Source organism: Lelliottia sp. WB101 (assembly GCF_003051885.1).
In the GTDB taxonomy this organism is placed as follows: domain Bacteria; phylum Pseudomonadota; class Gammaproteobacteria; order Enterobacterales; family Enterobacteriaceae; genus Enterobacter; species Enterobacter nimipressuralis.
In genome coordinates, this window is sequence record NZ_CP028520.1 from 4,198,269 (window position 1) to 4,220,847 (window position 22,579).

The 22,579-nt window shown below is 51.4% G+C and carries 16 protein-coding genes and 7 tRNA genes; 15 read left to right on the forward strand and 8 right to left on the reverse strand.

The window, feature by feature from the left end; genetic code table 11:
* Positions 1-227 precede the first annotated feature (227 nt).
* From DAI21_RS20405 to nagE, 7 genes are all read right to left on the reverse strand, one after another.
* A complete protein-coding gene (locus tag DAI21_RS20405) occupies positions 228-779 on the reverse strand; it encodes a hypothetical protein (RefSeq protein WP_159075443.1) in 552 nt (183 codons plus the stop codon).
* Between the two features lie 179 nt (positions 780-958).
* Entirely contained in the window at positions 959-1,354 is a 396-nt protein-coding gene (locus DAI21_RS20410; RefSeq protein ID WP_107704040.1) for a hypothetical protein, read from the reverse strand.
* A 19-nt stretch (positions 1,355-1,373) separates the two neighbouring features.
* Positions 1,374-3,890, reverse strand: a complete 2,517-nt coding sequence (locus DAI21_RS20415) for a type VI secretion system Vgr family protein (protein WP_107704041.1) — start codon at positions 3,888-3,890, stop codon at positions 1,374-1,376.
* A gap of 794 nt (positions 3,891-4,684) precedes the next feature.
* The gene (chiQ, locus tag DAI21_RS20420) at positions 4,685-5,020 is read right to left on the reverse strand and encodes a ChiQ/YbfN family lipoprotein (protein WP_107704300.1); all 336 of its coding nucleotides are present in this window, start codon (positions 5,018-5,020) and stop codon (positions 4,685-4,687) included.
* Positions 5,021-5,066: 46 nt separating this feature from the next.
* Positions 5,067-6,464, reverse strand: coding sequence for a chitoporin (gene chiP, locus DAI21_RS20425; RefSeq protein WP_100777201.1), 1,398 nt, complete (start codon positions 6,462-6,464; stop codon positions 5,067-5,069).
* A 441-nt stretch (positions 6,465-6,905) separates the two neighbouring features.
* Positions 6,906-8,573 carry a glutamine--tRNA ligase gene (glnS, locus tag DAI21_RS20430; protein WP_100777202.1) on the reverse strand — a complete coding sequence of 556 codons (1,668 nt, stop codon included), beginning with the start codon at positions 8,571-8,573 and terminating at the stop codon, positions 6,906-6,908.
* Positions 8,574-8,752: 179 nt separating this feature from the next.
* On the reverse strand, positions 8,753-10,771 hold the full coding sequence (gene nagE, locus DAI21_RS20435) for an N-acetylglucosamine-specific PTS transporter subunit IIBC (protein ID WP_102104164.1): 2,019 nt from the start codon (positions 10,769-10,771) through the stop codon (positions 8,753-8,755).
* A 331-nt stretch (positions 10,772-11,102) separates the two neighbouring features.
* On the opposite strand from nagE, the gene nagB reads away from it, so the two are divergent.
* From nagB to DAI21_RS20500, 12 genes are all read left to right on the forward strand, one after another.
* Positions 11,103-11,903, forward strand: a complete 801-nt coding sequence (gene nagB, locus DAI21_RS20440) for a glucosamine-6-phosphate deaminase (protein WP_100777205.1) — start codon at positions 11,103-11,105, stop codon at positions 11,901-11,903.
* A 55-nt stretch (positions 11,904-11,958) separates the two neighbouring features.
* Entirely contained in the window at positions 11,959-13,107 is a 1,149-nt protein-coding gene (gene nagA / locus DAI21_RS20445; protein ID WP_102104165.1) for an N-acetylglucosamine-6-phosphate deacetylase, read from the forward strand.
* An 8-nt stretch (positions 13,108-13,115) separates the two neighbouring features.
* The gene (locus DAI21_RS20450) at positions 13,116-14,336 is read left to right on the forward strand and encodes an N-acetylglucosamine repressor (protein ID WP_100777207.1); all 1,221 of its coding nucleotides are present in this window, start codon (positions 13,116-13,118) and stop codon (positions 14,334-14,336) included.
* A gap of 47 nt (positions 14,337-14,383) precedes the next feature.
* Complete coding sequence (locus DAI21_RS20455) at positions 14,384-15,136, forward strand: HAD-IIA family hydrolase (protein ID WP_100777208.1); 753 nt, start codon at positions 14,384-14,386, stop codon at positions 15,134-15,136.
* A 250-nt stretch (positions 15,137-15,386) separates the two neighbouring features.
* A complete protein-coding gene (gene asnB / locus DAI21_RS20460; RefSeq protein ID WP_102104404.1) occupies positions 15,387-17,051 on the forward strand; it encodes an asparagine synthase B in 1,665 nt (554 codons plus the stop codon).
* Positions 17,052-17,276: 225 nt separating this feature from the next.
* Positions 17,277-17,353, forward strand: a tRNA-Met gene (locus DAI21_RS20470).
* Between the two features lie 9 nt (positions 17,354-17,362).
* A tRNA-Leu gene (locus DAI21_RS20475) sits at positions 17,363-17,447 on the forward strand.
* 23 nt (positions 17,448-17,470) lie between these two features.
* Positions 17,471-17,545 (forward strand) — tRNA-Gln (locus DAI21_RS20480).
* Positions 17,546-17,577: 32 nt separating this feature from the next.
* Positions 17,578-17,652: transfer RNA gene (locus DAI21_RS20485), tRNA-Gln, on the forward strand.
* A 16-nt stretch (positions 17,653-17,668) separates the two neighbouring features.
* A tRNA-Met gene (locus DAI21_RS20490) sits at positions 17,669-17,745 on the forward strand.
* Positions 17,746-17,789: 44 nt separating this feature from the next.
* Positions 17,790-17,864 (forward strand) — tRNA-Gln (locus DAI21_RS20495).
* Positions 17,865-17,907: 43 nt separating this feature from the next.
* Positions 17,908-17,982: transfer RNA gene (locus DAI21_RS20500), tRNA-Gln, on the forward strand.
* Positions 17,983-18,075: 93 nt separating this feature from the next.
* Here the strand turns inward: DAI21_RS20500 and ubiF are convergent.
* Complete coding sequence (gene ubiF, locus DAI21_RS20505; RefSeq protein ID WP_107704043.1) at positions 18,076-19,251, reverse strand: 3-demethoxyubiquinol 3-hydroxylase; 1,176 nt, start codon at positions 19,249-19,251, stop codon at positions 18,076-18,078.
* Positions 19,252-19,387: 136 nt separating this feature from the next.
* On the opposite strand from ubiF, the gene miaB reads away from it, so the two are divergent.
* From miaB to ybeY, 3 genes are all read left to right on the forward strand, one after another.
* A complete protein-coding gene (gene miaB / locus DAI21_RS20510) occupies positions 19,388-20,812 on the forward strand; it encodes a tRNA (N6-isopentenyl adenosine(37)-C2)-methylthiotransferase MiaB (RefSeq protein WP_100777211.1) in 1,425 nt (474 codons plus the stop codon).
* Between the two features lie 172 nt (positions 20,813-20,984).
* The gene (locus DAI21_RS20515; RefSeq protein ID WP_181827485.1) at positions 20,985-22,031 is read left to right on the forward strand and encodes a PhoH family protein; all 1,047 of its coding nucleotides are present in this window, start codon (positions 20,985-20,987) and stop codon (positions 22,029-22,031) included.
* Positions 22,028-22,495 carry an rRNA maturation RNase YbeY gene (gene ybeY / locus DAI21_RS20520; RefSeq protein WP_100777213.1) on the forward strand — a complete coding sequence of 156 codons (468 nt, stop codon included), beginning with the start codon at positions 22,028-22,030 and terminating at the stop codon, positions 22,493-22,495. Before DAI21_RS20515 ends, ybeY begins: the two co-directional genes overlap by 4 nt.
* Positions 22,496-22,579 lie beyond the last annotated feature (84 nt).

The window sequence follows — 22,579 nt, forward strand, 5'->3', positions numbered from 1 at the left end:
TTATTTTCTACTGTGTAAACTATAATGTTACATGCTTGACTCTTGAAAAATGTCACATATTATTCACACTAAATAAACCATAAATTTATTTTGTACTTCACGCGTTAAGACTATTTCGATTTAAGAAATTTGCGAGTATCCATTTTATTATATATTTAACTACAAAGAAAATTTTATTTAAATTATCCGCTTTACACATTTATTTTACATAAGAGAGAAGAAATTTTTTATGGTGCTGGTGTAGGAAGTTTAGCGAGAACCTTACATATTGCCTGGCCCAATTTCTTATCATCTAAGACATCTGCAGCAGCAATCGAACTATTTTGAACATTCATTGTTTTATAAATGGCAGATATACTATAAAAATTAATGATATCATTAACGTTATTATAAAATAATATCGCATCAAAACCATTCCAGACTATGTCATCTCTAAATTTGCTAAGAACTACCATTAGTTTGTTTTTGTCTTTGTCATTCTCAATTGATTTCCTTAACAATGTTTCATTGATACCGTTCACTGGGGTTTTCAAATAGAAAACATCAACCATTGGCCTGGCGTGCTCAATTTTATTGTGATATGTAATCTCACATGTTGGTGATAATGCATTATCGACTCCATAGTTTTTTTTGAAGTAATTGTCTATGACAGTTTTTTCAGAAAGGTTCGATTCCATTGGTATAATGAATAAAAATAACCCTCCTGCAGAGCCAGCAATAGACACTCCAGGAACAAATAAGCATACTAATAAAACAAAAAATATTGAAATTCTAGTCATTATGTTACCCTGTATTGAGTGAATTACTGATTGACGATCTCTATGGTCTTATATTACTTGGCTTAAAGAAACGCCAGCATATGGTTCCTCCACTTCGTAAATAATGTGTGCTATCATCAGTAATAAAATCAGTCATTGGGGAAGCATCGTTATATTTTAAACTCATATTTTTCATGATTTCATTTCTTATCAAATTCAGTATAGTTATTAATTTCTCTTAACAATATAACAATCGCAGTAAAATCATATGCATTATCGGCAAGAATAGCATCACCTGTTATCGACACATGTTTATTTATATATTTTGGAACACCATCATACATTGCTGCTGTGGTTAATATCACCGTAACATCTTTATTCCATTCCGGAAACGTATCATCTATATCGACTACACAATCCAATGGCCGGTCTAATTCCAGTACGAACCTTTTATACGGTTTCGGAACGTCATCAGGTCCTGAATAGGTTTTCATCACCAACTTACCTGTCAGCGTAGTGATATCTGCAATTTTAAGACATGTGGAATGAGCACTGACTATCACAAATAATCCTAACACTAATAATAGTGAACGCATCTTATCTCCTTTAAAAGCATCACTCTTCACCTGTAACACCAACCATTATTTTAGTGACTAAATCTGCGGGTAAAAAATCTCCATAACTTGTATCCAGTTTGTCAAACCATGGATCAGGAGCCGTTAACTCCTCTTCAGTAAACTCTATAATTTGATTATCTTGAGAGGATGGAACAGAATTCAGAGAAGTCATATTCCATCCAACAGTTCCTAATGTAAGATTTAACTCATCTGGCTTATCGAATTTAATTCTTGGTGTACGGCCATCTTCAGGAATAACCCCTTGGGAAAGGGTATTTCCATTTTTATCCTTTAACACATAAGGTTTACTAACGAAATCTTCCGACAAAGCGAACCTCAAACTATATTCGTCTGATTTTGTATCGTCATTATTCCCTGCATCAGAAGAATTATCCGCATTACCAAACTGCGAATCCTCACCAGGCTGATTGTCTGGAGAAGTCCAGTCCTCCTTTTGAGCCGTCAAGGCAGAAGGCTGTAACGGCTCAACGGGCTTTCCCGGGCAACCTCCTCCATTCAGATTAATCTTCGGGCCCACAATATCGACGCCACCAGCATGGATAACCACAAACGAATTTCCCGCTTGCAGGCTAATACTCCCACTGCTTTTCAGCACAATATCTCCCGCTACACTGATCCCTAACGCCCCGGCAACCTTCTGGGCGAGATCCCCCTGGACCGTCAAACTTTTTTGGCCTTGTACCAGGGAGATGTGGTCTCGGGTTGTTTTATGTTCCTGTTTCCCCTCAACCGTTACTTTTCGATCATTAGTCACCTGTAACAGGTCGTCATTCCCGGTACGAATATGTCGATCATTGCCAACCGTCAATGTCTGATCGTTGCCGACCTTTACGATCTGGTCATGGGTAATAAAAAGACTCTGATCGTGCCCGCCTTCTTTTTTGCTTCCGACGCTAATTGTCTGGCCGAGCCCTACATTCACCTTTTGGTTATGAGAAACAGTTTCCTGATGATCATTTTTAACCGTAGTGTTTCGATCATGCAGAACCTCGGTGACCATGTCTTTTTGAGCATGGATATAGACCTGTTCTTTACCCGTCGCATCTTCGAACTTCAGCTCATTAAAACCACTTCCTTTATAAGTTTTTGAGCGAATGGTCATCTGCGTTTTTGTGCCCGGCAAACTTCCCGGTGAGCGGTTATCCTGATGATAAGTTCGTCCCATGACGATAGGCTGGTCAGGATCGCCATTCAGAAAATCGACGATCACTTCCTGACCTACACGTGGGATGGCCAGATTGCCAAAACCTGTCCCCGCCCACGCCTGTGAAACTCTGACCCAGCACGAGCTACCCTCATTACCTGGACTGTAACGATCCCAGTGAAACCGGACCCGTACTCGCCCATGTTCATCACAAAAGATCTCTTCGCCTTCAGGACCGGTAACAAAAGCGCTTTGTGGGCCATCCACTCGGGGTTTTGCCAACGGCAATGGCCGCCAGGTTCGATCGGCTGGAATGACACTAAAATAATTGCTCATCGTCGTTCCCCGCCCCTGACTGCCATGTTCCGCCTGCGGCTGTTCGCCGTTTATAAGGCTTGTAACGACCTGCCATTCAGTATTTAACGATGCCGCTGGATGACCGCTAAGCGTAAAGCGAACTCCTGGCCACAGCTTTGCCGAATTGCTTTGACCTGTGGCGATTTCAGCATTGTGTCGCCAACCTTCTATTTGATAGCGAGCAAAATCTTCTCCGTGTTGCTCATCCTTGAACCGACCGGGATAATCAAAGACCTCATACTGCGTATGTTGCCCATTAAGATGCTCACCCTTGTGACCGTAATACCCCTGCCAGCCGGGTGCTTTGAATGTGTAGTCCTGAATTTCTACCGAGGATGGTCTTATCTGTGCCTGATAACGAAACTCACTGATGCATTCCGTCGATCCAGCGTTTGGGTTAAAAGGCATCTCTCCCAATGCTGCGGTGCCTGCAATATCATCGGTGAGGACCATATTTTGCTTCGGCTCGCCATTGGCGTGCCAGTCATAATAAAAAAGTCCTTCTTCGGACCATAATCGGTTTAAGAACGCCAGGTCCGATTCTCCATACTGAACGCAAAATTCTCTTGAGGGATGGGATTCATAGAAGACAGGAGTCCAGTCAGTCACTTCATTCTCAGCCAATAGTAGCGATGAAATAGTCTGGATATCTTGCTGCTGAAAGATACGGAAATTTTGTCTAAGGTCACAGCGCCATAAGGGCGGGGAAATCCGCAGTTGATACCTCATCTGCCAATTGTTGTTCTCGCCAAGCGATACGCTGGTAACAATTCCACTAATATATCGCTGTGCCTCGGCCCCCTGGAATATCGTTAACACAGCCTTCTTTTCGAGAAAATTCACAGCCGTGAGATCAGCAAGCTTGCTGGCAATATCGACGTTCAGCACAAAAGGTTGAGAGTACTTTTGTTGCAAGCCAAATCGGACAACAGCTACCGCCTCTTCTGCCAAGCCCTCAATATTCAACGTAAATCTCAATCCCTGTTGAGCCATAATATCTTCCTGATTTATTCATACAAATAATGAAACCACGACTAATAATCACTGCAAAAATACATCAACACAAAGGGAAACTTATAAGTTAGTAATAAATCATTTATATTTACAATGTGTGGAGCCACGTAATTTTGTCAGCAAAAGAGATATTTCCGTGCTTTAATACCCTTGAAAATAAAGTCTATAATACAAGCTGTAGAATTATCAATCTGAAACTAAAAGAATACCCTTTCGTTAATTTTCACGTTGCATATTTTGACTACCGTAACACTCTTCCTCATAACGTAGGGTACTTAATCTATTTAACAAAAATACAAAGGATATCGCAGGGAAGTCGCATAACATTGAAGAACACTATTACCTTAAAGCGCTGGATTATCTGCGTCCTGTACCGTTATTGACATTGATTGAGTGCTCTACTTTACCGACACGGCATTCCACACCCAACACTGTTTCTCGCGGTGAAATAATAATCACTGGTGTCGTTCTCGCTCCGTTGAGACGAAAAATAGTAAAAATGGAAACGCATCCCGTTGACACTTGTTCAAGGGATACCCGTACGTAGTATTTCGACTGTTTCGAAGACTAATCCTTTCCCCTGTACATGGGAGGAAGAATTTATCTGTTGGGGAACGTGCTCTCACATTTTTGTGACAATATGCCAGTGCGCACGCTTTTCACTAAATAAAAATAATCAACAAATCCTGAAAGAGTGGGAGTGGCAACACAGAGATCTACCTAGCGTGATGTAGGGGAACGGCGTGTTCCCCTGAGATGAAATGCGTTTTAGCTTACGGTGTGGTCGTGTTGTTACTGCGAATCTCTTTCCAGATCTGATCGCAACGTTTTGCCACTTCCTGATCGTTACCGGTTTTACGCGCCTGAATGCAGGCCTGATAATCCATCACGCGGATGTTTTCCTGCGTCGCGAACTGCTCATGGGCTTTCTCTTTCTTCAGCACCGTCAGTACGCTCTGACAGGCTTCGATTTTTTCCGGCGAGCCTTCAGCGGTGTTAATGCAGGTGCTGTAAGCCTCTTTCAGGCGAGAATCTTCTTTCTGTGCCTGAGGTTGTGCGCAGGCGGTCAGCCCTGCGGCCAACACAGCAACGAATGCGATTTTCTTCAACATGTCGGTCTCCATTCCGGCGGGAGTAATCCCGCCAGATCGTTCATCAGAAGATGGTGAAAGGTGCGATAACCATGAATTTCACGTCACGCTCATCCTGGAAGATGTTGCCGTAACCGCCCGAGTAGCTCGGAATATCGGAGTGGTTGTCGTATTGCGTGAAGTGCAGTTTGAACATGGTGCCTTTGGCGCGACCATCCTGCAGGGTGTACATCGCATCCAGGCTGTATGAAGACTCTTTCAGACGATAGTTTGGATCGTAGTAGGCATCTGGCGTCGCCATGTCAGCTGGCTTCGCGTCCCATGCGTAGGCGTAAGATGCGCCCACCGCCCAGCCCGGCAGATTCCAGTTTTTAAGGTCATACATCGCGCCGAAGAAGAGCGCTTTTTCGCCGTCGGCGTTGAAGTCAGAACGGTTATCCCACCAGATATCCAGACGACCGTTAGACGAGGCGTACGTTGGCGTCATACGCTGCAGGAAGTAGCCCTGCTGCCCTTCCGCTTTAACGTAAGTTCCTTCGAGGCGTAAATCTACCTGACCAATTTTGTAGCCGAAGGTCAGTGCCTGCAGCCATGCGGTGCCGTCATACAGATCGTTTACGCCGCCATCGCTGACTTTGTCGCGCGTACCGTAGAACTGATAGCTGGTGGTCAGCGGGCCGCCAACGATATCGAATTTGTAGCTGGCTTTGGCGAAGTACTGATCGACGTAGCCTTCTGCCTGACCGAATGCCGCTTCCAGTACCAGATCATTTTTGAAGTCATATTTCGCGCCGAGTGAGTGCAGATATTCCACCCGCGTCTTTTTATCGTTCTGGTAGAACTTGTCCATCTCGATGTGCCACGGCGCTTTGTACTCGTTGGTCCACATATACGAGAAGCTCAACGCACCAGCGTCGCCGTAATCAAAGTTCGCCCCGGCTTCTGCGCCCTGGTAAGTACCCGGCATGAAGCTCCAGTGCGGTGCTAACAGAGTCTGGCCAGTTGGCTGAATATAACCGCCGCGCGCCCATACCGGACCGTATTTAAATTTGGCCGCCGCTTTATACAGGCTGATACCGCTCTTATCGCCCGACCAGTCTTCTTTGTAAGCTTTATTACTGGAGGAGAATGCGATTTCGTTCGGGTGTGCGCTATCGCCGTTTTCCGCCATTTCAATGGCAGTAAACGCGGCAATATCCAGGCCAAACATATCAGCGGCATAACCGGACTGGAAATCCAGGTTGGCGTTCCAGGTGGAGTGAGAAAGGTTAGTTTTATATTTGTCTTCGGTGACGTCTTTGCGGTCACGCTCACGTTGCCAGTAATAGATACCGCCCGTGAGCGTTGAATCATCAATAAAGCCTGCTGCCTGAGCCTGCGGAGCCGCGATAAATCCCGACACTGCTGTCACACCGGCGATAGCCAGCGCCAGCGCACTACGTTTGCCACTGAACGTACGCATAGATTGTTCCTCTTTGACGAATAAAAGCGCCTTAAACGGCGAAAAATCTAAAAGACCAAATGGTCAGGGGTAGTCTGTAATACCCTCGAATTAACTACCGCCTTTAGACTATTTTTCGCGACGCGAATTATCAACGCTTTTCAGTGGGCAAAATGCAGGATTATGACGAAGTGCACATAATTGGTAGTGATTTGAAACATATCACTCGGGACAAGGCTTAATCAGAAAAAAATGGTTAAATTCAGTAGGTAATGATAATTGATAGCGCTTACATACTTTAATTTCGCTTATTTCACGTTACGCGAAACTTTATTAAAAAAAATAAGTAGCAGCTCATTGACGTGTAATTTTAATGTTAAAAATAGACGCGAAAAGTAAAAGCATGATCGATAAGCAAAAAAAACGCCGCGTTATGCGGCGTTTGTCTCTCATTGACCAGGCTTACTCGCCAATCTTGGCCCAGGTGTCACGCAAACCGACGGTACGGTTAAACACCAGTTTGGTAGCGGTTGCATAACGGCTGTCGAGGCAGAAGTAACCTTCACGCTCGAACTGATACGCTTTGCCTGCTTCGGCCGTTTTCAGGGAAGGTTCTGCATAGCCCTGTTTGATGACCAATGATTCCTGGTTGATGGTCGCCAGGAAATCCTCTGCTGCGCCTGGATTAGGAACGCTGAACAGACGATCGTAAAGACGAATTTCAACCGGCAGTGCGTGTGCCGCGCTGACCCAGTGAATGACGCCCTTCACTTTGCGTCCGTCCGCCGGATCCTTGCTCAGGGTCTCGGCGTCGTAAGTGCAGAAGATGGTCGTGATGTTGCCTTCCGCGTCTTTTTCTACGCGCTCTGCTTTGATCACGTACGCGTTGCGCAGGCGAACTTCTTTGCCCAGCACCAGACGTTTGTACTGCTTGTTCGCTTCTTCACGGAAGTCGGCGCGATCGATCCAAATCTCCGCGCTGAACGGCACTTCACGGCTGCCCATTTCCGGCTTGCTCGGATGATTAGGCATAGTGACCTGCTCGCTTTCACCCTGCGGGTAGTTTTCGATGACCAGTTTAACGGGATCGATAACCGCCATTGCGCGCGGGGCGTTTTCGTTCAGATCTTCGCGAATACAGGACTCCAGAGAGGCCATCTCAATGGTGTTGTCCTGCTTGGTCACGCCGATACGTTTGATGAACTCGCGAATAGAGGCCGCCGTGTAGCCGCGACGACGCAGACCGGAGATGGTCGGCATACGCGGGTCATCCCAGCCTTCAACGTGCTTGTCGGTCACCAGCAGGTTCAGCTTACGCTTGGACATCACGGTGTACTCAAGATTCAGACGAGAGAACTCGTACTGACGCGGATGCACAGGAATGGTGATGTTATCCAGCACCCAGTCGTACAAGCGACGGTTGTCCTGGAATTCTAGCGTACACAGAGAGTGCGTAATGCCTTCCAGCGCATCGCTGATGCAGTGGGTGAAGTCGTACATCGGGTAGATGCACCACTTATTGCCGGTCTGGTGGTGTTCGGCAAATTTAATGCGATACAGCACCGGATCGCGCATCACGATGAACGGAGATGCCATATCGATTTTCGCACGCAGACAGGCTTTACCTTCCTCAAAGCCACCGGCACGCATTTTTTCGAACAGTGCGAGGTTCTCTTCGACGCTGCGATCGCGGAACGGGCTGTTTTTGCCCGGCGCAGTCAGCGAGCCACGGTATTCGCGGATTTCATCTGCAGACAGCTCATCAACATAGGCCAGGCCTTTGTTGATCAGTTCAATCGCGTAGGCGTGCAGTTGATCAAAATAGTCCGAGGAGTAGCAGATATCGCCAGACCAGCTGAAGCCTAACCATTGCACGTCGTTCTTAATGGACTCAACGTATTCGATGTCTTCTTTTACCGGGTTGGTGTCATCGAAACGCAGGTTGCACTGGCCCTGGTAATCTTGCGCAATGCCGAAGTTCAGACAGATAGATTTCGCATGCCCAATATGCAGGTAGCCGTTTGGCTCCGGCGGGAAACGGGTATGAACTGTGGTGTGCTTACCACTGGCCAGATCTTCATCGATGATCTGGCGAATAAAGTTACTCGGGCGGGCTTCAGCCTCACTCATCGTGGATTCCTCAAAGCGTAAACAACGTATAACGGCATATGATCTTATAAGCAGGACGTAGTGACAACCTTTAGTTATGCAAAAAACGGCTTTGAGGTGAATATTGGGGAGGATTGCTGCAAAAAAAAGCGGCGGAGGATATCCCCCGCCGCTTAAGGCATGACTCTACTCAGGAGCGATTACTTGCCTTTAATCTCATACAGTGGCGTTTGACCGGCAACAACCTGACCTTTCGCCTGGAGAACCAGACCGCTAAAGTCGTCGATATTGCTGCAAACAACCGGGCTGATCATGGAGCGCGCATTGGCGTTCAGGAAGTCCAGATCCATTTCCAGAATCGGCTGACCTGCCACCACTTCGGCACCCTCTTCGACCAGACGCGTGAAGCCTTTACCGCCCAGGGCAACGGTGTCGATACCCATGTGGACCACGATCTCAGCGCCTTTCTCGGTTTCGAGGCAGAACGCATGGTTCGTGTTGAAGATTTTCACGATGGTACCGGCTGCTGGAGAGACCACGGTTTTTTCCGTTGGCTTCACGGCTACGCCGTCGCCGACAGCTTTGCTGGCGAATGCTTCGTCAGGAACCTGCTCCAGGGCAACCACTTCACCGGTGACTGGAGAAACCAGCGCGGCGATGGTGGTGGCGTTAGGAACAGCCTGCGGTTTAGCAGCAGCGGGGGCAGCGGCGACAGGTGCAGCTTCAGAAGCGGCTACCGGGCCAGTGGTTTTCATGGCGTTAGCGATTTTTTCTGCCACGAAGCCCACAATAATCTGCACGCTGGTTTTGTTCAGACGAATCACACCGGATGCGCCGAGACGTTTTGCCAGTGCTTCGTTAACCAGAGAAGAATCTTTGACGCTGAGGCGCAGACGCGTGATACAGGCGTCGATACCGGTCAGGTTGTCAGAACCGCCCACAGCGGCGATGTACTGACGCGCCAGACCTGCAACATCCTGCTCTTTGTCACCGCTCACATTCACGTCCTGACCATCTGCTTCGCTACCGGCAACAGCCAGTTCGCGACCCGGAGTCATCAGGTTGAATTTGGTGATAGTGAAGCGGAACACCACGTAGTAAATCACGAAGAACACCAGACCCTGAGGGATCAGCATCCACCAGTGCGTGGCCAGCGGGTTACGGGAAGAGAGAACCATATCCACCAGACCTGCACTGAAGCCGAAGCCTGCAATCCAGTGCATCGATGCGGCGATGAATACGGAGATACCAGTCAGCACTGCGTGGATAACGTAAAGAACCGGTGCCACGAACATGAAGGAGAATTCCAGCGGCTCGGTGATACCTGTGAAGAAGGCCGCGAATGCGCCCGCCATCATGATACCCAGAACTTTTGCTTTGTTCTCTGGACGTGCGCAGTGGTAGATGGCCAGCGCTGCACCCGGCAGACCGAACATCATAATCGGGAAGAAGCCCGCCTGGTAACGACCGGTGATACCGACAACCGCTTTACCTGCTTCGATGGACTGTGCGCCGCCGAGGAAGTTAGGGATATCGTTAATACCTGCAACGTCAAACCAGAACACAGAGTTCAGCGCGTGGTGCAGACCGACCGGAATCAGCAGACGGTTGAAGAACGCGTAGATACCCGCCCCTGCAGAGCCGAGTTTCTGGATGTGTTCACCGAAGTTCACCAGACCGTCGAAGATCACCGGCCAGACGTACATCAGAATGAACGCCACGGCGATCATCACGAAGGAGGTCAGAATCGGCACCAGACGACGACCGCTGAAGAACGACAGCGCCTTCGGCAGCTCAACGCCGCTGAAGCGGTTGTACAGTTCCGCAGAGATGATACCCACCAGGATACCGACGAACTGGTTGCTGATCTTACCGAACGCGGCAGGCACCTGGTCCACCGGGATCTTCTGAATCATGGCAACCGCGGCCGGAGAACAGAGTGTGGTCAACACGAGGAAGCCCACAAAACCGGTCAGTGCTGCTGCACCGTCTTTATCTTTGGACATACCATAAGCGACACCAATCGCGAATAGTACAGACATATTGTCGATGATGGCGGAACCGGACTTGATGAACAGCGCCGCAAGCGCGTTATCACCACCCCAGCTAACCGGGTCAATCCAGTAACCCACACCCATCAGAATTGCTGCCGCCGGCAGCGTGGCGACCGGCACCATCAGTGCGCGGCCAACCTTTTGTAAATAACCTAGAATACTCACTTGTGCTTCCCCCTATGAGACCCCGTTTAAGGCACGTTCTCAGCTGTTTTTTATTGTGTCACTAACTTATCGATACAGTTGATGAATCACTGGCATTCTGAGTGTGTGAAAAATTAATTCGTATCGCAAATTAAATGCATACTTTTTGTGAGTTTTGTCACCAAATATCGTTATTAACCCTCCCTTTTGCTGGCTAACAGTGAAAACTTATTTTATCATTCAAAAAATCAAGTCGGATTGCCCCCTGCCTCGCGTAATCCAGGTTACGCTTATTTCAGGTCAAGGCGCGCCATCCGCCCACTTTTTTTAACTTTAACTTTAGAGGTGAACAATGAGACTGATTCCCCTGGCGACTGCTGAACAAGTCGGTAAATGGGCTGCACGCCATATCGTTAACCGCATCAACGCGTTCAAACCTACTGCCGATCGTCCTTTCGTTCTGGGTCTGCCAACCGGTGGCACACCACTGACCGCGTACAAAGCTCTGGTCGAAATGCATAAATCAGGCCAGGTTAGCTTCAAACACGTTGTCACCTTCAACATGGACGAATACGTCGGCCTGCCGAAGGAGCATCCGGAGAGCTACCATAGCTTCATGCACCGTAATTTCTTTGATCACGTTGATATCCCAGCTGAAAATATTAACCTGCTGAATGGCAACGCGCCTGATATTGACGCAGAATGCCGCCAGTACGAAGAAAAAATCCGCTCTTATGGCAAAATCAACCTGTTCATGGGCGGCGTGGGCAACGACGGTCACATCGCGTTCAACGAACCGGCCTCTTCTCTGGCGTCTCGCACCCGTATTAAAACCCTGACCCATGACACCCGCGTGGCAAACTCTCGCTTCTTTGATGGCGACGTAAGCCAGGTGCCAAAATACGCCCTGACCGTTGGCGTGGGCACCCTGCTGGATGCCGAAGAAGTGATGATTCTGGTGCTGGGTAATGTGAAAGCGCAAGCGCTGCAAGCTGCCGTTGAAGGCAACGTTAACCACATGTGGACCATCAGCTGCCTGCAGCTGCATCCGAAAGCCGTTGTGGTGTGCGATGAGCCGTCTACCATGGAACTGAAAGTGAAGACGCTGAAATACTTCAACGAGTTAGAAGCTGAAAACATTAAAGGTCTGTAATTGATGAGCCGCCTCTTCCCTGAGAGGCGGTCGATTTTTTAAACCGGGGGTCGTTATGTACGCTTTAACCCACGGTCGGATTTATACCGGCCATGAAATTCTGGATGACCATGCGATTGTTATCGCCAATGGCCTGATTGAACGTGTCTGCCCGCAGGCTGAATTACCGCCAGAGATCGAACAGCGCTCACTCAATGGAGCAATCATCTCCCCCGGTTTTATCGACGTCCAGCTTAACGGCTGCGGCGGCGTGCAGTTCAATGACACGCCAGAGGCGGTCACGGTTGAAACGCTGGAGATCATGCAGAAAGCCAATGAGAAATCAGGCTGCACCAGCTATCTGCCAACGCTGATTACTTCCGATGACAACCTGATGAAGCAAGGTATCCGCGTGATGCGTGAATACCTGGCGAAATACCCGCATCAGGCGCTGGGTCTGCACCTTGAAGGTCCCTGGCTGAACATTGTGAAGAAAGGCACCCACAACCCAAATTACGTGCGCAAGCCAGACCCCGAGCTGGTCGACTTTATGTGCGCTAACGCCGATGTGATCACCAAAGTCACGCTGGCACCGGAAATGACCGGGCCGGATGTGATCAGCAAACTGGCGGCGGCAGGCATCGTTGTCTCTGCGGGCCACTCCAATGCGACACTCGCCGAAGCGAAAACCGGTTTCCGCGCAGGCATTACTTTTGCGACCCACCTTTATAATGCCATGCCGTACATTACGGGCCGCGAACCTGGTCTGGTCGGTGCGATTCTTGATGAGCCGGACGTTTACTGTGGCATTATTGCTGATGGCCTGCATGTGGATTACACCAACATCCGCAACGCGAAACGCCTGAAAGGCGATAAGCTGTGCCTGGTCACCGATGCTACCGCACCGGCAGGGGCAAATATTGAACAGTTCATTTTTGCTGGTAAAACAATATACTACCGCAACGGACTGTGCGTAGATGAGAACGGAACGCTGAGCGGCTCTGCGCTGACGATGATCGAAGGGGTTCGTAACCTGGTTGAACATTGCGGCATTGCGCTGGATGAAGTGCTGCGTATGGCAACACTCTACCCGGCTCGCGCGATCGGCGTGGACAAACAGCTGGGCGGTATCGCACCGGGCATGGTGGCTAACCTCACCGCCTTCACGCGCGATTATAAAATTATTAAGACCATCGTTAATGGTAACGAGGTCGTCACTGAGTAAGTAAAAGTATGACATCTGGCGGACAAGCTCAAATTGGTAATGTTGACCTCGTTAAACAACTCAATAGTGCGGCTGTTTATCGCCTGATTGACCAGCATGGTCCAATCTCGCGTATTCAGATCGCCGAACAGAGCCAGCTTGCCCCCGCCAGTGTGACCAAAATCACGCGTCAGCTGATTGAGCGCGGATTGATCAAAGAAGTCGATCAGCAGGCCTCCACCGGGGGCCGCCGCGCCATCTCCATCATTACCGAAACTCGCAATTTCCACGCCATCGGCGTGCGTCTTGGCCGTCACGATACCACGCTCACCCTGTACGATCTGAGCAGCAAAGTGGTGGCGGAAGAGCACTATCCCCTGCCCGAACGAACTCAGGAGACGCTGGAACATGCGCTGCTGAATACCATCGCGCAGTTTATTGACAGCTGCCAGCGTAAAATCCGCGAGCTGATCGCCATTTCAGTGATCCTGCCAGGCCTGGTCGACCCGGAAAGCGGCGTGATTCGCTATATGCCCCATATCCCGGTCGAAAACTGGGGGCTGGTCGGCGCGCTGGAAAAACGTTTCAACGTCACCTGTTATGTCGGCCACGATATTCGTAGCCTGGCGCTGGCGGAGCACTACTTTGGTGCGAGTCAGGATTGCGAAGACTCTATTCTGGTGCGCGTACACCGCGGTACCGGGGCCGGGATCATCTCCAACGGCCGCATTTTCATTGGCCGTAACGGCAACGTTGGTGAGATTGGCCATATTCAGGTCGACCCCCTCGGCGAGCGCTGCCACTGCGGTAATTTCGGTTGTCTGGAAACGGTCGCGGCCAATGCAGCGATTGAACACCGGGTGCGTCATCTGCTTGAACAGGGCTATCAGAGCCGTATCACCCTGGATGATTGCAAGATCAACACTATCTGCAAAGCGGCCAACAAAGGCGACGCCCTTGCCTGCGAAGTGATTGAGCAGGTCGGCCGCCACTTGGGTAAAACCATCGCCATCGCAATCAACCTGTTTAATCCGCAAAAAGTGGTGATTGCCGGTGAAATTACCGAAGCGGAAAAAGTGCTGCTTCCGGCCATCGAAGGCTGCATCAATACTCAGGCGCTGAAAGCCTTCCGCCAGAACCTGCCGGTCGTGCGCTCGACGCTCGATCACCGCTCCGCCATTGGTGCTTTTGCGCTGGTGAAACGCGCCATGCTTAACGGTCTGCTGCTCCAGCGTTTGCTGGAAAGCTAACAGCCCTTTATAGTTACGCCTTCTTTTTTTGAGATGCCAGGTAGTCCATGACCATTCAGAATGTGATTTGTGATATTGACGGCGTGCTGATGCACGATAACGTTGCGGTGCCCGGTGCCGCTGAGTTTCTGAACCGTATTCTGGAAAAGGGAATGCCGCTGGTTCTGCTGACTAACTATCCGTCGCAGACCGGCCAGGATCTGGCCAACCGCTTCGCCACCGCCGGTGTCGACGTGCCGGACAGCGTGTTTTACACCTCCGCAATGGCGACCGCCGACTTCCTGAAACGTCAGGAAGGGAAAAAGGCTTACGTGGTCGGGGAAGGCGCGCTGATCCATGAGCTGTATAAAGCCGGATTCACCATCACCGATGTCAACCCGGATTTCGTCATCGTGGGTGAGACCCGTTCATTTAACTGGGAAATGATGCACAAAGCCGCCTATTTTGTGGCAACAGGCGCGCGCTTTATTGCCACCAACCCGGATACCCACGGGCGCGGATATTACCCGGCGTGCGGCGCGCTCTGCGCGGGCATCGAGAAAATCTCTGGCCGTAAACCTTTCGTGGTAGGCAAACCTAGCCCGTGGATTGTGCGCGCGGCGCTCAACAAAATGCAGGCCCACTCCGAGCAAACGGTGATCGTCGGCGATAACCTGCGTACGGATATTCTGGCCGGTTTCCAGGCCGGGCTTGAAACGATCCTTGTGCTCTCGGGCGTCTCCACCCTGGATGACATTGACGCCATGCCGTTCAGGCCGAGCTGGATTTACCCGTCGGTTGCTGAAATCGACGTTATCTGACGAAAAACCACGCCGCTGAGCGTGGTTTCTCATTATCAGGCCTTAAAAACGCAACGCCATCTAATAAAAAACGCCATTCATTGCATAATCATCAATAAAACCGCTCACGACATACTCTTTTTTCAACATTCAACAATGACTGTTGCGTTATTTGCGTTTTCGCCCGTAAAAGTCTTGCGCGCACACCGTATTTTGCGGCATTTTCATAAGCAAGCAACATCACACTGCAACAGGGTTAACGGAGAAGGTTATGTGTTCAATTTTTGGCGTACTGGATATCAAGACTGACGCGGGCGAACTGCGTAAAAAAGCACTGGAGCTTTCTCGCCTGATGCGTCACCGCGGCCCGGACTGGTCCGGCGTGTACGCAAGCGATAAAGCAATTCTGGCTCACGAACGTCTGTCGATTGTTGATGTCAACGCCGGTGCCCAGCCGCTGTATAACGAGAAAAAAACTCACGCGCTGGCCGTTAACGGTGAAATCTACAACCATCAGGCGCTGCGCGCAGAATACGGCGATCGCTACGCGTTCCAGACGGGTTCCGACTGCGAAGTCATCCTTGCCCTGTATCAGGAAAAAGGACCCGAATTCCTGGACGATCTGCAAGGCATGTTTGCCTTCGCACTGTATGACAGCGAAAAAGACGCCTATCTGATTGGCCGCGACCACATCGGTATTATCCCGCTGTATATGGGTCACGACGAACACGGCAACTTCTACGTCGCCTCTGAAATGAAAGCGCTGGTCCCGGTGTGCCGCACCATTAAAGAGTTCCCGGCAGGCAGCTACCTGTGGAGCAAAGACGGCGAAATCCGTCAGTATTACCAGCGCGACTGGTTCGATTTCGACGCGGTGAAAGATAACGTCACCGACAAAAACGCGCTGCGTCAGGCGCTGGAAGATTCCGTAAAAAGCCACCTGATGTCTGACGTGCCTTATGGCGTGCTGCTTTCTGGCGGTCTGGACTCTTCCGTGATTTCCGCGATCACCAAAAAATTCGCTGCGCGTCGCGTGGAAGACGGGGAGCGCTCTGAAGCCTGGTGGCCGCAGTTGCACTCCTTCGCCGTAGGCCTGGAAGGTGCACCGGATCTGAAAGCCGCGCAGGAAGTGGCAAATCATCTGGGTACCGTGCACCATGAAATTCACTTCACCGTGCAGGAAGGTCTGGACGCGATCCGCGACGTGATTTATCACATCGAAACCTACGATGTGACCACCATTCGCGCATCCACCCCGATGTACCTGATGTCGCGTAAAATCAAAGCGATGGGCATTAAAATGGTGCTGTCGGGCGAAGGATCTGACGAAGTGTTTGGCGGTTATCTGTACTTCCACAAAGCGCCAAACGCCAAAGAGCTGCACGAAGAGACGGTGCGTAAACTGCAGGCGCTGCATATGTTTGACTGCGCACGCGCCAACAAAGCGATGTCCGCCTGGGGTGTGGAGGCCCGCGTGCCGTTCCTCGATAAATCATTCCTCGACGTGGCCATGCGCATCAACCCGCAGGATAAAATGTGCGGCAACGGTAAAATGGAGAAACATATCCTGCGTGAATGTTTCGAATCTTACCTGCCGGCAAGCGTCGCATGGCGTCAGAAAGAGCAGTTCTCCGACGGCGTGGGCTACAGCTGGATCGACACCCTGAAAGAGGTGGCGGCGAAGCAGGTTTCCGATCAACAACTGGAAACCGCCAGCTTCCGCTTCCCGTACAACACGCCTGGCTCGAAAGAAGCGTATCTGTACCGTGAAATCTTCGAAGAACTTTTCCCGGTCGCAAGCGCGGCAGAGTGTGTGCCTGGCGGCCCGTCAGTGGCCTGCTCTTCAGCGAAAGCCATCGAGTGGGATGAATCGTTCAAATCCATGAACGATCCATCAGGACGCGCGGTAGGGGTTCACCAGTCGGCCTATAAGTAATCCGCCAGAATCGTACTCAGGCCCTTCGGGGCCTTTTTTATGCCTCGTGTTTTGCAGAACAAAAACGATTAATAACCAATAATTGCCGATTATTCGGCCACGCTGTTCGCAACCTAACCAAACAGTCACAATCCGGCCATTTTCGTTGAAAAAGGTATTGACGCTGCAAAGCTCTATACGCATAATGCGCCCCGCAACGCCGATAAGGTAACGCGAAAAAAAGATGGCTACGTAGCTCAGTTGGTTAGAGCACATCACTCATAATGATGGGGTCACAGGTTCGAATCCCGTCGTAGCCACCATCTTTTTTTGCGGGAGTGGCGAAATTGGTAGACGCACCAGATTTAGGTTCTGGCGCCGCAAGGTGTGCGAGTTCAAGTCTCGCCTCCCGCACCATTTCCAGTTCCGCGTTGCACGGATGGGGTATCGCCAAGCGGTAAGGCACCGGTTTTTGATACCGGCATTCCCTGGTTCGAATCCAGGTACCCCAGCCATCTTCTTCGATTTAGCGGTTCTCCGCGGTTATTGGGGTATCGCCAAGCGGTAAGGCACCGGTTTTTGATACCGGCATTCCCTGGTTCGAATCCAGGTACCCCAGCCATCGAAGAAAGCAGTCTGGCTACGTAGCTCAGTTGGTTAGAGCACATCACTCATAATGATGGGGTCACAGGTTCGAATCCCGTCGTAGCCACCAAATTAGGAATTTATCGATTATTTCGATAAACTAGAAAAAATTGTTGGGGTATCGCCAAGCGGTAAGGCTCTGGTTTCTGATACCAGCATTCCGAGGTTCGAATCCTCGTACCCCAGCCAATTTCAAAAGTCGTTAGATTGTTGTTTGTTTAACGCACCCTGTTGGGGTATCGCCAAGCGGTAAGGCTCTGGTTTCTGATACCAGCATTCCGAGGTTCGAATCCTCGTACCCCAGCCACTTAATAGCAAAAAAGCCCGCTCTGCGGGCTTTTTTGTTTTTGTGCTCTGGAGATATCCCCCTCCCTCAAAACAACGAGGGAGGAGACAGAACTTACAGACCTAATGCGTACTTCAATGCCTGACGCTTCAACCCGCCCGCTCGCTCGGCCGCCATCAGACCCACATTGCGCAGAATCCGCACCGGGCCGAGATCGTTGCTGAATCCCGCATAAAACAGATCCATCCCCGACTGCATCAAAAAGTTATCCGCCATGCGACGCGTCTGGTAGCGCTTCAGCACAACCGCACTCGCCCAGGGTTCCGCATGGTCACGCGCGCTGCTCATCACCGATAACAACGCTTCGACGTCACGATATCCCAGGTTGACGCCCTGCCCGGCCAGCGGATGAATGGTATGCGCGGCATCCCCCACCAGCGCCAGCCCTTCTTGTGCATATTGCAGGGCGTGACGACGGGTTAACGGGAATCCTCCCGCCGCCACCGGCGTCACCACGCCGAGACGCGCCGGGAAGTGTTTTTCAATTTCGCGCTGCAGCTGATCCATCGACAAACTTTGCAGCTGGCGAATGCGCGCCGGCGTGTCGTACCACACCAGCGACGCCCAGTGTCCAAAGAGCGGTAAAAAGGCGTGCGGGCCGTTGGGGGTAAAGTGCTGCCAGGTACTGTCGCCCGGCTCATTTTCACATTTAACGGTAATCAGCATACAAGATTGCTGATACTGCCAGGCGTGAATACCAATCCCGGCCATCTGACGCACCTGTGAATTCGCACCGTCGGCCCCCACGACCAGCTTCACGGCCAGTTCATCGCCGTTAGCCAGCTCCAGCAAATAACCGCCCTCATGGCGATGCAGCGCTTTCAGAGAATCCGTAACGCGCAGCGTCACGTTCTCATGCGCCTCCAGCGCCTGCCACAGGGCTAGCTGCAGAACGTTATTCTCCACCATGTAGCCCAGCAGCGGCAGCTTCAGTTCAGCGGCGTCAAAGGTCACATGCGCGGTTTCCCACTCCCACGTCTCCAGCCGTCGATACGGATGGGCGCGCATCGCGAGGATCGCCTCCCACACGCCAAGCCCGCGCAGCAGATCGACCGACGCGGCGCTGATCGCCGAGATCCGCACGTCCGGCTGCTGGGCCTCGTCAAATTCGGGGGGAGCGGCCTGCTCGATCACCGTTACCTGGAATCCCTGTTGTGCCAGTCCCAGCGCCAGTGCGCCGCCGACCATCCCGCCGCCAACCACGGCGATTTCGGTTTTCTGGAGTGTCATGGTCAATAATCCTTTGAAGAGAATCCCTTAAGTTTACCGGATTTTTTCTCCCTTGAGGCAGCCAACCTTCATACTGGTCACAACCCCACCAAAGCATTACAATACGCGGCTTGCAATCCTGAGCCTGAGCAAGTCGATGACTAAAAAACTCCATATAAAAACCTGGGGCTGTCAGATGAACGAATACGATTCATCGAAGATGGCCGATCTGCTGAATGCCACCCACGGGTATCAACTGACTGAAGTGGCAGAAGAAGCCGATGTGCTGCTGCTTAACACCTGCTCAATCCGTGAAAAAGCGCAGGAAAAAGTCTTCCACCTGTTAGGTCGCTGGAAACTCCTCAAAAAGAAAAATCCGGACCTGATTATCGGCGTCGGGGGCTGCGTGGCCTCGCAAGAGGGCAAGCTGATCCGTCAACGCGCCCATTACGTCGATATTGTGTTTGGCCCGCAGACTCTTCATCGCCTGCCGGAGATGATCAACTCAGTGCGCGGCGATCGCAGCCCGGTGGTTGACGTCAGTTTCCCGGAAATCGAGAAATTTGATCGTCTGCCGGAGCCGCGTGCCGATGGCCCAAGTGCCTACGTCTCGATCATGGAAGGCTGCAACAAATACTGCACCTACTGCGTCGTGCCTTACACGCGCGGTGAAGAGGTCAGCCGCCCTTGCGACGATATTCTGTTTGAAGTGGCCCAGCTGGCGGCCCAGGGCGTGCGTGAAGTGAACCTGCTCGGCCAGAACGTGAACGCCTGGCGTGGCGCAAACTACGACGGCTCCACGGGCACCTTCGCCGAGCTGCTGCGTCTGGTTGCCGCCATCGACGGTATCGACCGCGTGCGTTTTACCACCAGCCATCCGATCGAATTTACCGATGACATCATTGATGTCTATCGCGACACACCAGAGCTGGTGAGCTTCCTGCACCTGCCGGTTCAGTGCGGCTCTGACCGTGTGCTGAACCTGATGGGCCGCACGCATACGGTGCTGGAGTACAAAGCCATCATCCGCAAGCTGCGTGAAGCGCGCCCGGATATCCAGATTAGCTCCGACTTTATCGTCGGCTTCCCTGGCGAAACCACGGACGACTTCGCGCGTACTATGAAGCTGATTGGCGAAGTCAATTTCGACACCAGCTTTAGCTTTATCTTCTCTGCGCGTCCGGGCACGCCAGCCGCCGATATGGTGGACGATGTACCGGAAGAGGAGAAAAAACAGCGTCTCTATATTCTGCAGGAGCGTATCAACCAGCAGGTCAACGCCTGGAGCCGCCGTATGCTCGGCACCACGCAGCGTATTCTGGTGGAAGGCACGTCGCGTAAGAGCCTGATGCAGCTCTCTGGGCGTACCGAGAACAACCGCGTGGTGAACTTCGAAGGCACTCCGGACATGATCGGTAAGTTTGTCGATATCGAAATCCAGGAAGTGCTCACCAACTCCATGCGCGGCAAACTGGTGCGTACGGAAGCGGAAATGGGCCTGCGCGTCGCCGAAACGCCAGCGTCTGTTATTGCCCGCACGCGTAAAGAAAACGATTTGGGTGTCGGTGTTTACCAGCCTTGATCCATTCAGGCCTGTCGCTCTGGCAGGCCTTGTATTTCCCCTCTGCGTCCCCAATATGCAACCATAAGCTTGCGCCTTTAAACTGTGGCGTGAATAATTTCGTAAAGACGACTCGTCTGTAAGTCAGTTCGGCACGTTGCTCTCTGACCCTACACACATTAAGAGGAACAGTTTGAATACAGAAACGCGTGAACTTACCCTGGAGCCAGCAGACAACGCTCGCCTGCTGAGCCTGTGCGGGCCGTTTGATGACAACATCAAACAACTGGAGCGACGTCTGGGTATCGAAATCAATCGTCGCGATAATCACTTCAAACTCACCGGACGCGCCATCTGCGTCAACGCCGCTGCGGATATTCTGCGAAGCCTGTATGTCGATACCGCCCCGATGCGCGGCGAAACTCAGGATATCGAGCCTGAGCACATCCACCTCGCCATTAAAGAAGCGCGAGTGCTTGAGCAGAGCGCGGAAAGCGTGCCGGACTACGGCAAGGCCATCAATATCAAAACCAAGCGTGGCGTCATCAAGCCGCGTACGCCAAACCAGGCGCAGTACATCGCCAATATTCTCGACCATGACATCACCTTCGGCGTTGGCCCGGCGGGGACGGGTAAAACCTATCTGGCCGTTGCCGCCGCCGTCGATGCACTGGAGCGTCAGGATATTCGTCGTATCCTGCTGACGCGCCCGGCGGTTGAAGCCGGTGAGAAACTGGGCTTCCTGCCCGGCGATCTGAGCCAGAAAGTAGACCCGTATCTGCGCCCGCTGTATGACGCCCTGTTTGAAATGCTCGGCTTCGAGAAAGTGGAAAAGCTGATCGAGCGTAACGTCATCGAAGTCGCCCCGCTCGCCTATATGCGCGGCCGTACGCTGAACGATGCGTTTATCATTCTCGATGAGAGCCAGAACACCACCATCGAACAGATGAAGATGTTCCTGACCCGTATCGGCTTCAACTCGAAAGCGGTTATTACCGGCGATATCACCCAGATCGACCTGCCGCGCAGCACCAAATCCGGTCTGCGTCACGCCATCGAAGTGTTGGCGGAAGTAGACGAAATTAGCTTCAACTTCTTCAACAGTGAAGACGTGGTGCGCCATCCGGTGGTCGCCCGCATCGTCAACGCCTATGAAGCGTGGGAAGAAGCAGAACAAAAACGTAAAGCAGAACAGGCCGCGGAACGAAAACGCGAAGCCCAGGAGCATGAGAATAAATGAGTCAGGTGATCCTCGATTTACAGCTAGCCTGTGAAGACAATTCCGGTTTGCCGGAAGAGCGTCAGTTTCAAACATGGCTGGATGCGGTGATCCCGCAGTTTCAGGAAGAGTCAGAAGTCACGATTCGCCTGGTCGACGAAGCGGAGAGCCACGAGCTGAACCTGACCTATCGCGGGAAAGATAAGCCGACCAACGTGCTCTCTTTCCCGTTTGAAGCGCCGCCGGGCATCGAAATGCCGCTGCTCGGCGACCTGATTATCTGCCGTCAGGTGGTTGAACAGGAAGCGAAAGAGCAGCAAAAGCCGCTCGACGCTCACTGGGCGCATATGGTTATCCACGGCAGTCTGCATCTGCTGGGTTATGATCATATTGAAGACGAAGAAGCGGAAGAGATGGAATCCCTCGAGACAGAGATAATGCTTGCTCTGGGCTATGAGGATCCGTACATTGCCGAGAAAGAATAGTCAGTTAAGCATCAGGCTTTATTGACCGATCAGGCCGCCGCATATGGACCTTTCCTGCGGCGGCGCGCATTAAACTCACAAGAG